Source organism: Kitasatospora sp. NPDC059146 (assembly GCF_042786665.1).
Taxonomy (GTDB): Bacteria; Actinomycetota; Actinomycetes; order Streptomycetales; family Streptomycetaceae; genus Kitasatospora.
This window is the reverse complement of sequence record NZ_JBHZCY010000100.1, coordinates 1-14123: the sequence shown is the minus strand read 5'-3', so window position 1 is coordinate 14123 and position 14123 is coordinate 1. Positions and strand designations below refer to the sequence as shown.

The 14123-nt window shown below is 73.8% G+C and carries 15 protein-coding genes; 9 read left to right on the top strand and 6 right to left on the bottom strand.

Annotated elements, in window-relative coordinates; translation table 11 throughout:
• Positions 1 to 213: 213 nt before the first annotated feature.
• The 3 genes from panB (at position 214) to ACFXPX_RS31965 (ending at position 3073) form a co-directional block, all read left to right on the top strand.
• Complete coding sequence (gene panB, locus ACFXPX_RS31975) at positions 214 to 1083, top strand: 3-methyl-2-oxobutanoate hydroxymethyltransferase (protein ID WP_375892640.1); 870 nt, start codon at positions 214 to 216, stop codon at positions 1081 to 1083.
• Positions 1084 to 1220: 137 nt separating this feature from the next.
• A complete protein-coding gene (locus ACFXPX_RS31970) occupies positions 1221 to 2246 on the top strand; it encodes an ATP-binding cassette domain-containing protein (protein ID WP_375892642.1) in 1026 nt (341 codons plus the stop codon).
• On the top strand, positions 2243 to 3073 hold the full coding sequence (locus ACFXPX_RS31965) for an ABC transporter permease (RefSeq protein WP_380527390.1): 831 nt from the start codon (positions 2243 to 2245) through the stop codon (positions 3071 to 3073). The genes ACFXPX_RS31970 and ACFXPX_RS31965 overlap by 4 nt, the downstream gene beginning before the upstream one ends.
• 113 nt (positions 3074 to 3186) lie before the next feature.
• Here ACFXPX_RS31965 and ACFXPX_RS31960 read toward each other — a convergent pair whose 3' ends face one another.
• The gene (locus tag ACFXPX_RS31960) at positions 3187 to 6567 is read right to left on the bottom strand and encodes a BTAD domain-containing putative transcriptional regulator (protein WP_380527388.1); all 3381 of its coding nucleotides are present in this window, start codon (positions 6565 to 6567) and stop codon (positions 3187 to 3189) included.
• 192 nt (positions 6568 to 6759) lie between these two features.
• Between ACFXPX_RS31960 and ACFXPX_RS31955 the strand changes: the two genes are divergently transcribed.
• The gene (locus ACFXPX_RS31955; RefSeq protein WP_380527385.1) at positions 6760 to 7584 is read left to right on the top strand and encodes a site-2 protease family protein; all 825 of its coding nucleotides are present in this window, start codon (positions 6760 to 6762) and stop codon (positions 7582 to 7584) included.
• A gap of 34 nt (positions 7585 to 7618) precedes the next feature.
• Here ACFXPX_RS31955 and ACFXPX_RS31950 read toward each other — a convergent pair whose 3' ends face one another.
• A complete protein-coding gene (locus ACFXPX_RS31950; RefSeq protein WP_375892649.1) occupies positions 7619 to 7804 on the bottom strand; it encodes a hypothetical protein in 186 nt (61 codons plus the stop codon).
• Between the two features lie 113 nt (positions 7805 to 7917).
• Positions 7918 to 8610 carry an NADPH-dependent F420 reductase gene (npdG, locus tag ACFXPX_RS31945; RefSeq protein WP_375892651.1) on the bottom strand — a complete coding sequence of 231 codons (693 nt, stop codon included), beginning with the start codon at positions 8608 to 8610 and terminating at the stop codon, positions 7918 to 7920.
• Positions 8611 to 8657: 47 nt separating this feature from the next.
• On the opposite strand from npdG, the gene ACFXPX_RS31940 reads away from it, so the two are divergent.
• Both ACFXPX_RS31940 and ACFXPX_RS31935 read left to right on the top strand, forming a co-directional pair.
• On the top strand, positions 8658 to 9299 hold the full coding sequence (locus ACFXPX_RS31940) for a hypothetical protein (RefSeq protein ID WP_380527383.1): 642 nt from the start codon (positions 8658 to 8660) through the stop codon (positions 9297 to 9299).
• 46 nt (positions 9300 to 9345) lie between these two features.
• Positions 9346 to 10674, top strand: coding sequence for an MFS transporter (locus ACFXPX_RS31935; protein WP_380592568.1), 1329 nt, complete (start codon positions 9346 to 9348; stop codon positions 10672 to 10674).
• A gap of 19 nt (positions 10675 to 10693) precedes the next feature.
• On the opposite strand, the gene ACFXPX_RS31930 is transcribed toward ACFXPX_RS31935, so the two are convergent.
• Positions 10694 to 10924 (bottom strand): hypothetical protein, encoded by a 231-nt coding sequence (locus tag ACFXPX_RS31930; protein ID WP_375888007.1) that lies wholly within the window; start codon positions 10922 to 10924, stop codon positions 10694 to 10696.
• A 116-nt stretch (positions 10925 to 11040) separates the two neighbouring features.
• Between ACFXPX_RS31930 and map the strand changes: the two genes are divergently transcribed.
• Positions 11041 to 11886, top strand: a complete 846-nt coding sequence (gene map / locus ACFXPX_RS31925) for a type I methionyl aminopeptidase (RefSeq protein WP_375888004.1) — start codon at positions 11041 to 11043, stop codon at positions 11884 to 11886.
• A gap of 24 nt (positions 11887 to 11910) precedes the next feature.
• On the opposite strand, the gene ACFXPX_RS31920 is transcribed toward map, so the two are convergent.
• Complete coding sequence (locus tag ACFXPX_RS31920) at positions 11911 to 12609, bottom strand: bifunctional DNA primase/polymerase (protein WP_375888002.1); 699 nt, start codon at positions 12607 to 12609, stop codon at positions 11911 to 11913.
• A gap of 448 nt (positions 12610 to 13057) precedes the next feature.
• Between ACFXPX_RS31920 and ACFXPX_RS31915 the strand changes: the two genes are divergently transcribed.
• Together ACFXPX_RS31915 and ACFXPX_RS31910 are read left to right on the top strand one after the other, a co-directional pair.
• Positions 13058 to 13348: a hypothetical protein gene (locus ACFXPX_RS31915; RefSeq protein ID WP_380592570.1), complete on the top strand. Its 291-nt coding sequence runs from the start codon at positions 13058 to 13060 to the stop codon at positions 13346 to 13348.
• A 41-nt stretch (positions 13349 to 13389) separates the two neighbouring features.
• Positions 13390 to 13599, top strand: a complete 210-nt coding sequence (locus tag ACFXPX_RS31910) for a hypothetical protein (RefSeq protein WP_375887998.1) — start codon at positions 13390 to 13392, stop codon at positions 13597 to 13599.
• 53 nt (positions 13600 to 13652) lie between these two features.
• On the opposite strand, the gene ACFXPX_RS31905 is transcribed toward ACFXPX_RS31910, so the two are convergent.
• Positions 13653 to 14123, bottom strand: a 471-nt coding sequence (locus ACFXPX_RS31905) for a PadR family transcriptional regulator (protein ID WP_380644233.1), incomplete at its 5' end; no start/stop codon positions are given.

The following is a 14123-nucleotide window of genomic DNA, read 5'->3' as shown; positions in this document are numbered from 1 at the left end:
CCCCTGGACCAGAGTAGCGGCCAATACGATACGAGACGAGTCCGTTTCGTAAAATGGAAGCAAAGCCCGAGGGACGCGAGGGGCCGGTGTGGCGTGGATCGCACCCTGCCGACCGCACCCCTCTTTGCGCTCACGCCGGGGCGTGCAAGCATGGAGGTGATCCGGGGACGCCGTACGGCGCCACGAGACGACAACCCTTCAGGAGTCCGTTCGATGAACGCTTCTTCGCCTTCGCCTGCCCAGAACCAGGCGTCGACCGCCGGCCTCTACGGCGGGGTCACCAACCGCCGCGTCACCGTCCGCGACCTCGCCACCGCCAAGCAGCGCGGCGAGAAGTGGGCGATGCTCACCGCCTACGACGCCCTCACCGCGGGCGTGTTCGACGAGGCCGGGATCCCCGTCCTGCTCGTCGGCGACTCGGCCGGCAACTGCCACCTCGGCTACGAGACCACCGTGCCGGTGACCATGGATCAGATGGTGATGCTCTCCGCCGCCGTCGTCCGCGGCACCCAGCGCGCCATGATCGTCGCCGACCTGCCGTTCGGCTCCTACCAGGAGTCGCCCGCCCAGGCCATGCACAACGCGGCCCGGCTGATGAAGGAGGCCGGGGTCGGCGCGGTCAAGCTGGAGGGCGGCGAGCGCAGCGCCCGCTCCATCGAGCTGCTGGTCGAGGCCGGCGTCCCGGTGATGGCCCACATCGGCCTCACCCCGCAGTCGGTGCACGCCCTCGGCGGCTACCCCGTCCAGGGCCGCGGCGACGAGGCAGCCCACCAGCTGCTCCGCGACGCCAAGGCCGTCCAGCAGTCCGGCGCCTTCTCCGTGGTGCTGGAGGCCGTCCCGGCCGAGCTGGCCGCCCAGGTCACCGAGCAGCTGGCGATCCCCACCGTCGGCATCGGCGGCGGCCCGGAGACCGACGCCCAGGTGCTGGTCTGGACCGACATGGCCGGCATGACCGCGGGCCGGGTGCCCAAGTTCGTCAAGAAGTACGCGAACCTGCGCGGCGTCCTCGGCGACGCCGCCCGCGAGTTCGCCGAGGAGGTCCGCACCGGGGCCTTCCCGGCCGCGGAGCACAGCTTCCACTGACGGACGGCTCCCCCGCCCCTGCTCCGAGCCGCTCGGAGCAGGGGCGCTGTCATGCCGCCGAGGGCCGTGACAGCGGGCTGACAGCCGGGGCGGGCGGGCGACAGGGGGCTGACAGCCGGGGCGGGCAACCTGGGGGCATGACAGGAATCGCGACCGCCCCGAACACGCGGGGAACAGCCGGGAACGCCGTCGAGGTCCACGGCATCGTCAAGCACTTCGGCACCACCAAGGCCCTCGACGGCGTCGACCTCACCGTCCGCGAAGGCACCGTCCTCGCCCTGCTCGGCCCCAACGGCGCCGGCAAGACCACCCTGGTGCGGGTCCTCTCCACGCTGATCAAGCCGGACGCCGGCAGCGCGTTCGTCGGCGGCTACGACGTCCTGCGCCAGCCCAAGCAACTGCGTCGCACCATCGGCCTGACCGGCCAGTACGCCTCCGTGGACGAGCTGCTCTCCGGCTACGAGAACCTCTACCTGATCGGCCGGCTGCTCGACCTCCCCAGCCGGGAGGCCAAGGCCCGGGCCGCCGAGCTGCTGGAGCGCTTCTCGCTCACCGACGCCGCCAAGCGGATCGCCAAGACCTACTCCGGCGGCATGCGCCGGCGCCTCGACCTGGCCGCCAGCATGATGGGCCGCCCCCGGGTGCTCTACCTGGACGAGCCCACCACCGGCCTGGACCCGCGCACCCGCAACGAGGTCTGGGACGAGGTGCAGCGGATGGTCGCCGAGGGCAGCACCGTGCTGCTGACCACCCAGTACATGGAGGAGGCCGAGCAGCTCGCCGACGAGCTGACCGTCATCGACCGGGGCAAGGTGATCGCCGCCGGCGGCGTCGCCGAGCTCAAGGCCAAGGTCGGCGGCCAGATCCTCCAGGTCCGCCCCGCCCACCCGGCCGAACTGCCGGAGATGGCCCGCTGCCTGCACGAGAACGGCGTCGCCTCCGCCACCTTCTCCCCCGACGACGGCCTGCTCGCGGTGCCGCTCACCGGCGAGGAGCAGCTCACCGCCGTGATCGGGGTGCTCGGCGGCCGCGGCTTCGCGATCGCCGGCATCGACACCAAGGTCCCCAGCCTGGACGAGGTCTTCCTCGCCATCACCGGCAAGCCCGCCGCCGACGCGACCGCCGCGGCCGCCGACGCCCTCGTCAAGGAGCCCGTCGCATGACCACCGCCACCCTCACCCCCGCCGCGCTCCGGGACCCGGCGGCCGACGAGACCCGGATCGGCCCGGCCGCCACCCTGCGCCACATCGGCGCACTGACCCGCCGCAACCTGATGCGGATCAAGGCCGACCCGGAGTCGATGTTCGACGCCGTGCTGATGCCGATCGTCTTCACCGTGCTGTTCGTCTACGTCTTCGGCGGCGCCATGATGGGCGGCGACCAGGACAAGTACAAGCAGTTCATGATCCCCGGACTGCTCGGACAGACCGGCATGACGCTGGCGCTGGCCGTCGGCACCGGCCTGAACACCGACTTCCAGAGCGGGGTGATGGACCGCTTCCGGACCCTGCCGATCGGCCGGGCCTCCGTCCTGCTCTCCAAGATCGTGGCGGAGACGCTGCGAGCCCTGCTCTCCTCGCTGATCCTGCTGACCTTCGCCTTCATCCTCGGCTTCGAGCTCAGGACCGGCGTTCCGGAGCTGCTGGCCGCGGTCGGCCTGTCGCTGGTGTTCGGCATGTCGATCGTCTGGATCTCGATGCTGCTGGGCATGTCGATGAAGAGCGCCCAGGCCGTCCAGGGCGTCTCCATGCTGGTCCTGATGCCGATGCAGTTCGGCAGCTCGATCTTCGCCCCGACCAGCACCATGCCGGGCTGGCTCCAGGCCTTCACCAAGGTCAACCCGCTGTCCGCACTGGCCGACGCCTCCCGTGCGCTGCTCAACGGGGAGGGGGCGGTGGCCCACCCGGTGATGATCGTGCTGATCTGGTCCGCCGCCTCGACCGCGATCTTCGCCCCGCTCGCGGTGGCCCGCTTCCGCAAGCGGACCTGAGCGGGCCGGGGACGAGGGCCGGGCGGCGACCGTGGACAGGACGCCGCCCGGGACGAACGGGCGGTCGGCCGGTGACCAGGGGACGGGCACCGGGCGACCGCCCTCCGGGCGTCTCAGGCGAGCAGCTCGGACAGCATCGCCTGGGTCTGCTCCGGAGCCATCGCCTCGCCCACGGCGTACGCCGCCTCGTACGCGGCGTCGCCCAGCAGCCCCCGCAGGGCGGCGGACGACCGCTCCCGCTCCACCTTGTCCAGGTAGCCGCCCTTGGGACCGTTCAGCCCCTTGTGCGCGCCGAGCAGCACCACCGCCCGCCGGGCCCGCTCCAGGTCGCCGTCCCGCTCCGCGAAGGAGCGCAGCACGCCGATCACGGCCGGCACCACCATGACCGTCATCTGCTCGGCGAAACCGGCCGCCATGGTCACCGAGAGGAGCATCCGACGACCCTCGCACAGCAGGGCGAGCCCCGCGTCCGGATCCCCGGCCCGAGCCGTGATCCAGCCCCGGGTGCTGACCAGCAGCCCGCCCACGACACCCGGCATGAAGCCGCCCATGCCGACCCCCTCCAGCGCGTCCAGCCCGTCCAGGGCCTGCTGGAAGTCGCCGCGCTGGGCGTGGAGGCCGCTGAGCGTCAGGTGGCCGATCAGCAGGGCACCGGTGGTGGACTCGTTGAGGCCCGTGCCGTCGATGGCGGCCAGCGCCTCCCGGACGATCCGCTCCCCGCGCTCCGTGTCCTGCTCCAGCAGGGCGCTGCCCAGGCTCACCCGCAGCATCGGCACCTCGTGCGGCGCGCCCAGCTCCTCGGCCAGCCGGATCGCCCGCTCGTACGCGTCGGCGGCGCCCCGGGAGTCACCCCGGATGGCCAGCGACTCACCGCGCACCGCCAGCGCCTGGGACACCCCCCAGAGGTCACCGGCCTCCTCGAACAGCTCCAGGGCGCGCAGACCGTCCCGGACGCCCTGCTCCTCGCCGTCCGGCCAGTCGTTCAGCATCCTGGCCCGGACCTGGAGGGCGAACGCCAGGTCGTACGGGTCGCCGTACAGCTCGCAGCCCCGGACCGCGTCGTCCAGCAGGCTCTTCATCAGCTCCAGGCGGCCGGCCAGGAAGGCCGCGAACACCCGCATCAGCGCCGGGAACCGGTAGGCCTGCGGCAGCTCGGTGGTGTAGGTGTCCAACAGCCGCTCCGCCGTCCGGACCGCACCGGCGTCGCCCAGGATGTCCAGGTTCCCCTCGAACATCCCGAGCAGCAGGAACATCGCGACCAGCCGGCGGGCCTCCTCGACCACCCCGTCGGGCATCGGCAGGTCGTACGAGAGCACGTTGTGCTCCAGCGGCACCGGCGCCGGGGCGTCCGGGCCGAACGGGTCCGGGCCGAGCGCGGCGATCGCGGTGTACCAGCCGCGGGCCTCCAGGCTGTAGCCGCGCAGCGACCAGTACCAGCCCAGGCCGACGGCGATGACCAGCGCCTGCTGCTCGTCCGCGAGGTCGATCGCCCGGCGCAACGCCGCCCGGATGTTGTCCTGCTCCCGGTCCAGCACCGTCAGCCAGTGCAGCTGCCGCGGGCCGTGGATGTTCTGGTCGGCGGTGGCGACCAGCGCGCGGAAGTGCGCCAGGTGGCGGGCGCCGGTGGCGTCGCGCTCGGCGGCGGACTCGGCGAGCCGCTCGGTGGCGTACTCGTGGATGGTCTCCAGCATCCGGTAGCGCGGCTGGACGCCGTCGTCGGCCAGATCGGCCACCAGCAGGGACTTGTCGACCAGGGAGAGCAGCAGGTCGGCGACCTCCACGGCGACCACCTCGGTGCCGTCGGCGCAGATCGGCTCGGCGTCCTCCAGCTGCCAGCCGCCCGCGAACACCGAGAGCCGGCGCAGCACCGCCCGCTCCCGCTTGCCCAGCAGCTCCCAGCTCCAGTCGACCACCGCGCGCAGCGTCTGCTGGCGCGGCAGCAGGGTGCGGCTGCCGGCCGTGAGCAGGGCGAAGCGGCCGTCCAGGCGGTCGGCGATCTGCCGGGCCGTCATCACCCGCAGCCGGGCGGCGGCCAGTTCGATGGCCAGCGGCAGGCCGTCCAGCCGACGGCAGATCTCGGCGCAGGCCTCCGGGTCGCTCTGCGGGTCGAAGCCCGGACGGGCGGCCGCCGCCCGCTCGGTGAGCAGCCGCAGCGCCACCGGGTCGGGCAGCGGCTCGACCGGCACGACGGTCTCCCCGGGGACGCCGAGCGGCTCACGGCTGGTGGCGACCACGGTCAGCCCGGGGCACTCGGCGAGCAGCGTGTCCACCAGATCGGCGGCGGCCTGGATCAGGTGCTCACAGTTGTCCAGGACCAGCAGCATCCGGCGCTGGCCGCAGTACTCGACCAGCCGGCGCACCGGGTCCTGGGCGCGCTTCTCCATCACCTCGGCGACCATGCTGCTGGCGTGCAGCACGATCTCGCGCATCCCGAGCGCGGAGACCACGGCGGCCGGAACGGCCTCCGGGCTCTCCAGCGGGGCGAGTTCGGCCAGCCAGACGCCGTCCGGCCAGTGCCCGGCGGACTGTTCGGCGCGACCGGCCTCGACCGACAGCCGGGTCTTGCCGGAGCCGCCCGGACCGGTCAGGGTGACCAGCCGGCTCGTCGCCACCAGGCCGCGCAGGGCGGTGAGATCGCCCTCCCGGCCGACGAAGCTGGTCAGCCGGCCGCGCAGGTTCCCGGTGGCGCGCGGGAGTTGGGGCGCCGGGGCCAGGAGCTGCGGCTCGTGCGGTCGGACCGGGGCGGCGACCGGGGGCGCTGCCGGGGTCGGGGTCGGCTCGGCCGAGCTGAGCAACTCGGCGTAGTAGTCCCGGAGTTGACGGCCGGGGTCGACGCCGAGCTCGTCCGCCAGGGCGCGCCGGGTGCGCTCGTAGTGGCGCAGCGCCTCGGCGGTACGGCCGCTCCCGTGCAGCGCCCGCAGCATCAGCAGCTGCAAGGGCTCGTCCAGCGGCTGCCGTTCGCAGAGCTCGGCCAGTTCGGCGACCAGCTCGGCGGCCCGGCCCAGGCCGAGGTCCGCGGTTATCCGGTGCCGGCGGGCCTCGTCCCGCTGGGCCTCCAGCCGGGCGGCCGCGGCGGCGCGGTCGGGCAGATCGGCGAGCGCGGGACCGCGCCACAGCGCCAGGGCGGCGCGCAGCCGCTCGGCGGCCAGCGCGCTGTCACCGGCGTCGAGGGCGTGCCGGCCCTCGGTGCTCAGCCGCTGGAAGTCGGCGAGGTCGGTGGCCGGCTCGGCCAGCCAGTACCCGGCCGGCCCGGAGCCGACCCGCTCCCGGCCGATGGTGCGGCGCAGCCGGCCGACCAGGGTCTGCAGGGCCGCGGAGGAGTCCTGCGGTGGCTCGGCGTCCCACACCTCGTCCACCAGCAGGTCGGCCGGGACCGGCCGGCCCTGCCGCAGGGCCAGCGCGGTGAGCAGCGCCCGCAGCCGGGCCCCGCCGAGCGGGACCGGCGTGCCGTCGTCGTGGTGGGCCGTGGTGGTACCGAGGATGCCGTAGTGCACCGGACCATTCTGGTCGATGGACGGCGGCGCGGCCGCACAATTGTGCCGTCCCCTCCCCGGCCCCGGGGCGCGTCGGAACCGGACGCCTCCCCTCGGACGTTCACCCTGGGCGGCTTGTCCGGCCACCGGCCCGCCCGGCATGATCGGTCCCAGCCGGTATCCCCCTTCCCTCTGTCCACGGAGCACCCACAGATGACCTTCGCCGCCACGCCGCGCTCCCGCAGCGAGGACCGCCGGATCAGTCCGGTGTTCTGGGTGCTCCTCGCCACCCTGGGCACCTCCGCCTGGGCGGTGTACTCCGGCTACGGCAACGCCTCGTTCGGGGTGTTCCTGTTCGTGGTCTCGGGCTGGATGGTCTCGCTCTGCCTGCACGAGTACGCCCACGCCCGCACCGCCCTGCACGGCGGCGACATCACCGTCGGCGCCAAGGGCTACCTCACGCTCAACCCGCTGAAGTACGCCAACATCCTGCTCAGCTTCGTGCTGCCGATCATCTTCGTGATCCTCGGCGGCATCGGCCTGCCCGGCGGCTCGGTCTGGATCGAGCGCAGCCGGATCCAGGGCCGGCTCAAGCACAGCCTGATCTCGGCGGCCGGGCCGCTGGTGAACCTGGTGATCGGGGCGGCCCTGCTGATCCCGGTCGGCGCCGGGTGGCTGGACAACCCGGGCTTCTCGATGGAGTGGCACGGCGTCGACTGGCCGTGGCGCTACACCCCGCTGGCCTGCGCTTTCGCCTTCCTCGGCCTGCTCCAGGTCAGCGCCGCGATCCTCAACCTGCTGCCGATCCCCGGCCTGGACGGCTACGGCATCGTCGAGCCCTGGCTGTCGTACAAGACCCGGCGCGCGGTGGAGCCGTTCGCGCCGTACGGGCTGCTCGCGGTGTTCGCCCTGATGTGGCAGCCCCAGGTGCGGAGCCTGCTCTTCGACGCCGTGTTCGCGGTGATGCACCTGTTCGGCGTGACGGACGACAACTTCGCGGCCTACGGGCAGCTGCTGTTCCGCTTCTGGGAGAGCTGAGCGCCCCGGGGGCGCTGGTGAGGTCGGCGGCCGCTCAGCCCTGCTCGGCCGCCGCCTCGGCGATCTTCGCCTTGCGCCGGTTCAGCCACAGCACGTTGCTCGCCACACCGGCCAGCGGGAGCCAGATCAGCCCGATCCAGAAGCCCTCGACCATCGAGACCACGGCGGCCGCCAGCGCGAGGACGACGACGAGCAGGGCGAAGAGGGACGTGCGAGGCATGGCGCGGAGCTCCTAGGACCGGGTGCGGACGGCCGGGGTCGGCCGCCACCCATTGTCGCCGACCTCACCTCCGGAGCGGGTCCAGGGGTGAGGTCGACACGAACCTCCGACTGCTACACGTCGGTGATCCGCAGGCCCGCGTGGGCCTTGTAGCGGCGGTTGACCGAGATCAGGTTCGCCACCAGCGCCTCCACCTGGTGGGCGTTGCGCAGCCGGCCCGCGAAGACGCCGCGCATGCCGGGGATCCGGCCCGCCAGGGCCTGCACGACGTCGGTGGCGGCCCGCTCGTCGCCGAGCACCATGACGTCGGTGTCGATCCGCTCCACCGACTCGTCCTGGAGCAGCACCGCCGAGAGGTGGTGGAAGGCTGCGGTGACCCGGGAGTCCGGCAGCAGGGCGGCGGCCTGCTGGGCGGCGCTGCCCTCCTCCGGCTTGAGCGCGTAGGCGCCCTGCTTGTCGAAGCCGAGCGGGTTGACGCAGTCGACGACGATCTTTCCGGCGAGGTCCTCGCGCAGCGCGGTCAGGGTGGCGGCGTGGCCGTCCCACGGGACCGCGATGATCACCACGTCGCTCTCCCGGGCGACGGTGGCGTTGTCGGCACCGCGCACGCCGAGGCCCAGCTCGGCGGCCGAGGCCTCGGCCCGGGCGGCGTCGCGGGAGCCGATGATCACCTGCTGGCCGGCCTTGGCCAGCCGCAGGGCCAGGCCGCGTCCCTGGTCGCCGGTGCCGCCGAGGACACCGACCACCAACTGCGAGACGTCCGGCAGCTCGTGGGCCGGGTTTGTCGCTGAATCGAGGGAAGTCATGGGCCGATCTTCCCAAACCGCGGGCCCGGCGCGACATCCTGGCCCGCATGGACGCAGTGAGAGTTTCGGCACTTCGTGAACGACTCACGGGCACCGGCTGGTTGGAGGCGGTCGGCGGCTTCGCCGGTGCGCTGCGGCGTTCGGTGGACCGGCGCGGGGCCGGTGCGCTGCTGCTGGTCGGCACCGAGGCGTACGAGCCCTGGCACCTGGCCGCCCACCTGGAGGACGAGGCCGCCTGGTCGGCCGTCCCCCGGCTGGCGCCCACCCTGCTGCGGCACGCACCGCCCGCCGCCGCCCCGGCCCACCTGGCGCACGGTCTGCGGCGGCTCGCCGAGGCCGGGCGCGGCGCCACCGTGCTGGTGGTGGCCCCCGGCGCGGCCGGTGCCCCGCTGCTGGAGCGGGTGCAGGACGCCCGCCGGCAGGGCGCGACCGTCCTGGCCCTGGAGGGCGCCGACCCCACCACCCCGGCCGGTCCCACCGCCCTCGCCGACCGCGCGGGTCTCGCCGACCTCGCGGGTCTCGCGCACGAGCGGCTCGCCGTCGGCACCGCCGCCGAGGAGCCCTTCGACCTGGCGCAGCACCTGGTCAGTGCCGCCGCAGGACAGCCGGTCGGCCGCCGCTCCGCCCTGGACCGGCTGGCCGACCTCGCCGGCCGGCTCACCTCACCGCCGGCGTTCACGCGCTGGTGATAAATCCGTTGCGGGCCGGGAACCGACCGTCCGAGGATGGTCGTTCGTGAACGACGACGAACCACCGCCCGTCAGTCGGGCGCGCGCCCTGCTGCGCTCGCTGGCGCCCGACCTGTCCCCCTGGCGCGCCTCCCGCGACTTCCGCTACCTGTGGACGAGCGGCTGCGTCACCAGCTTCGGCAGCTTCCTGACGTACGTCGCCGTTCCGATGCAGATCAAGGAACTCACCGACTCCTCCTTCGCGGTGGGCCTGATCGGCGCCGTCGAACTCGTTCCGCTGATCGTCTTCGGCCTCTGGGGCGGCGCCCTCGCCGACGCCCTGGACCGCCGCAGGCTGGTGCTGCGCTCCGAGGCCGCGCTCGGGCTGCTCGCCGGGCTGCTGCTGCTCAACGCCCTGCTGCCGCACCCGGTGCTCTGGCCGATCTACCTGGTCGCCGCCCTGGTCGCGGCCTGCGACGGGCTCCAGCGCCCGGCGCTGGACTCGCTGCTGCCGCGGGTGGTCGCGCACCAGCACCTGTCGGCCGCCTTCGCCCTCAAGTCGCTCTACCACAACGTCGCTTCGGTGGCCGGTCCGGCGCTGGCCGGTGTCGTGGTGGCGGTGTCCGGGGTGCAGACCGCGTACGCGCTGGACGTGCTGACCTTCGCGGTCTCGCTGCTGCTGCTCGTCCGGATCAGGGCGGTGCCGCCGGCCACCGGCGCCGAGCGCCCGTCGATCCGGGCGGTGCTCACCGGCGTGCGGTACGCGTGGAGCCGCAAGGACCTGCTCGGCACCTACGCGATCGACCTGTGCGCCATGCTGTTCGCCTTCCCGGTGGCCGTCTTCCCGTTCCTGGCCTCGGACTTGGGCGCGGACTGGGCGCTCGGCCCGATGTACGCCGCCGCCGCCGTCGGCGGCCTGCTGGTCGGTGCGACCAGCGGCTGGACGTCCCGGGTGCACCGGCACGGACGGCTGCTGGTGGCCGCCGCGGTCGGCTGGGGCGCGGCCATGACGCTGGCCGGACTGTCCGGCAGCGTCTGGGTGGTACTGCTCGGGCTGGCCCTGGCCGGTGGCGCGGACGAGATCAGCGGGATCGCCCGCTCCACCATGTGGAACCAGTCCATCCCGGACGAGGTACGCGGCCGGATGGCCGGCGTCGAGCTGCTCAGCTACTCCGTCGGGCCCCAGCTCGGCCAGGTCCGGGCCGGCACCATGGCCGGCCTGATCGGCGTCCGCGCCGCCGTCTGGACCGGGGGCCTGGCCTGCGTCGCCGGCGTCCTCGCCCTCGCCGCCGCCCTCCCCCGCCTGCTCGCCTACGACGACCGCACCGACCCGCACACCGCCGCCGTCCGCGCCGAACACGAACGCAACGCCCTCGACACCCCCGCCCCGGCCTGACCGCCCCGGAGCGGCCGGGCTATTGCGCCCCGCCGTCCTTGGGGCGGTCGTCCCAGCGCGGGTCGTTCTGCCACTCGCGGTTGCGTTCGTTCGCGATGTCCAGGGCGTGGGCGGCCTCCTCGCGGGTGGCGTAGGGGCCGAGGCGGTCCTTCGCGGGGCACTCGGGGCCCTCCTCGACCTTGGCGTGCTTGATGCAGTAGAACCATTCGCCGGGTCGGCCGGTCGGCTTGCGGTGGAATCCGAGGGGCATCGCGTTCTCCCGTCCAGACATGGGGGTCGGTACCGATCATTCCCCGGGCGGGGCCGCCGTGCACACCGCGCGGGAACCGCCGGGTGGCGGCGGGGGCGGCGACTAGACTCGCCGGCATGGCTCTCGTACCCGGCATCCAGTCCCCCACCCGCAAGGTCCCGGCGCACATCGCGCGCCCCGAGTACGTCGGGAAGCCCGCCCCGACGCCGTACACCGGGCCCGAGGTGCAGACCGCCGAGACGATCGAGAAGATGCGGATCGCGGGCGGGATCGCGGCCCGGGCCATGGAAGAGGCGGCGAAGCTGATCGCCCCCGGCGTCACCACCGACGCGCTGGACGCCGTCGCCCACGCGTACATGTGCGACCACGACGCCTACCCGTCCGACCTCGGGTACCGCGGCTTCCCCAAGTCCGTCTGCACCTCCGTCAACGAGGTGATCTGCCACGGCATCCCGGACTCGACCGTGCTGCAGGACGGCGACATCGTCAACATCGACGCCACCGCCTACATCCACGGCGTGCACGGCGACCTCAACGCCACCTACCTGGTCGGCGACGTGGACGAGGAGTCCCGGCTGCTGGTCGAACGCACCCGGGAGTCGCTGAACCGGGCGATCAAGGCGGTCAAGCCGGGCCGTCAGATCAACGTCATCGGACGGGTCATCGAGTCCTACGCCAAGCGCTTCGACTACGGCGTGGTGCGGGACTTCACCGGACACGGCATCAACACGTCGTTCCACTCCGGCCTGATCGTCCCGCACTACGACAGCGAGCGGGCCACCGAGGTCATCAAGCCCGGCATGACGTTCACCATCGAGCCGATGCTCACCCTGGGCACCTACGACTACGAGATCTGGCCGGACGGCTGGACGGTCGTCACCAAGGACCGCAAGCGCACCGCCCAGTTCGAGCACACCCTGGTGGTCACGGCGGACGGCGCGGAGATCCTCACCCTGCCGTAGCCGTGCCACCCGGTGGGCGCCGGATCAGCCGATCAGCCACTGCTCCTCGGCGACGGCGCCCACCTCGGTGCAGGCGTCGGTGAGCACGTCCAGGACGCGCAGCGGGTCCGGCAGCGGCAGTTCGGGCCCGCGCAGCCACCGCACCTCGGAGCCGTCCGGCAGCGCGGCGGGCGGGAGCAGGGTGTACGAGCCGCGGCAGTGCCAGCGCAGGCCGGGGTGCTCGGACACGGTGTCCGGGGTGGAGTCGAGGGCACTGTCCCACCACTCGTCCTCGTCCTGGGGGGTGCCGCGGGTGGCGGTGAAGAAGAGGTAGCGGTCCTCGCCGACGGCGGCGACCGGGCCCTCGACGCCCAGCGCGGTCAGCCGCTCCAGGGCGAGCCGGCCGGCCTCGGCGGGGACGTCCAGGACGTCGTGCACCCGGCCGGTGGCGGTGACGAAGTTGGCCTGGGGGTCGCGGGAGAGCCAGCGGGAGAGCTGCTCGGGGTCGGTGGTGGCCTGGGTCTGCCAGGCGAAGGAGACCGGGTGCCGGGCCGGGGCCGGACAGGCCACCCGGTCGCAGGAACAGCGGTAGCCGGCCGGGTGGGCGGCGGGTGCGAGCGGGAATCCGGCGCGCACGGCGCCGAGCAGCTGTTCCAGTCTGGCGGCCGGGTCCGCGCCTCCCGGGCGGGCCCGCTCACGGTCACGCTTCTGCCACCAGGTCGTCCACCTGCTGCCGGCTTCCATCGTGCCCCTTCCGCGCAACTGCCGTGCCTGGTGCGACACAGCGTTCGACGTACCACTCGGACGCAACGCGCGGCATCCCCCGCTGCTTCCCGGGGCGGTGCTCGGCCCTGCTGTCCGCGCCCCGCCGACCGCGGCCGGGGTCACCGGACGGCCGACGCCCGGGTCTCGGTACGCCTGTCGCGGCAGCACGCTGTCCGCGCCGGTGACGGCCGGAGGGCACACTGACTCGCGCCTCGCCCGGCCCGTACGGGGCCCGCTGACCCGGGGTGGACCCCGGGGGCGTACAGGAAAGGATAGGGGTGCGCGGGGCCTGCGGATGACCGGGGGCGGTGCCTCTCCGGTCACACCCCGGCCACGCGGGCCACACTCCGGGCACCCGGCCGTCACCGTGCCTCCGCTCCCGGGTGCTCCCGGCGTGGCCACCCCGTGGAGGTGAGACCCTGGAGGGGTGAAGAGCGCGGACACCGAATTCGTCGGCGGGCCCCTGGACGGGACGGTCCTGCCGATCCCGCTGGGGCCGATGCTGGGCGTGCCCAAGAAGTACAAGGTCCCGGTCCCCGCGCAGGGCGACTCCCCCGCGCGCACACTGGTGTACGTCCGGAGCAAGCAGGTGCGGGGGCTCAGCTGGTTCTGGCGCTACGAGTACGACGAGGCGGCCTCCACCGGCGCCGGGCCCACCGGGTCCGCGGAGGCGACCGGACCGACGGAGCCGGCCGGCCCCACCGGACCCGCGGACTGACCGGCCGCCCGTTCCCCCTTCGCCCTCCCCGGGAGGTCGGCATGGCCAGGACGGTTCCGCACCCCGAACGGCACGGCAGGAGCCGCGCGCGGGCTGCCGCCCACCACAATCGGCAGGTCGCCTGGGTGACGGGTGCCCTGCTGCTGGTGGTCTGCCTCTACAGCGTCACGATCGGGCCCGACGGCTGGCTCTGGTTCGGCTGGGCGGTGCTGCTGCTCGCCTGCGTGGGCCTGTTCCTGGTCCGCCCCTGAGCGGCGGCACCGCCCGGGCCACCGGCCTGCGCCGGGACCGGCCCCCGCACCGGTCAGTCATCCTCGGCGAGGACGAGGTACAGCTTCTTGCGGGCCTCGGTCAGCACCGCCAGGCCCTTGGCGCGCTGCGCCTCGGTGCCGGTGCGCATGACCTGCTGGACCGCCTGCTCGACCGCGACGAGCGCCTGGCCGACCTCCTGGACGGCCTCCCAGTCGACCTCCCGGCCGGCCTCGGCCCACGGCTCCGCCGGGCCGGCCTCGGCCTCGGCGCGCCCCCGCTCGGTGAGCGAGACCAGCCGCTTGCCGCCGACCTCCTCCGCCGTGATCAGGCCCTCCTCCTCCAGCAGCTGGAGGTTCGGGTAGATCGAGCCGGGGCTGGGCCGCCAGGCCCCGTTGGTCCGCTCGGCGATCTCGGCGATCATCTCGTAGCCGTGCATCGGCCGCTCCTTGAGCAGGGCCAGCAGCGAGGCCCGCACGTCGCCGCGCCGGGCCCGGCAGCTTGCCGAGGGTGGACTTGCCCGCGC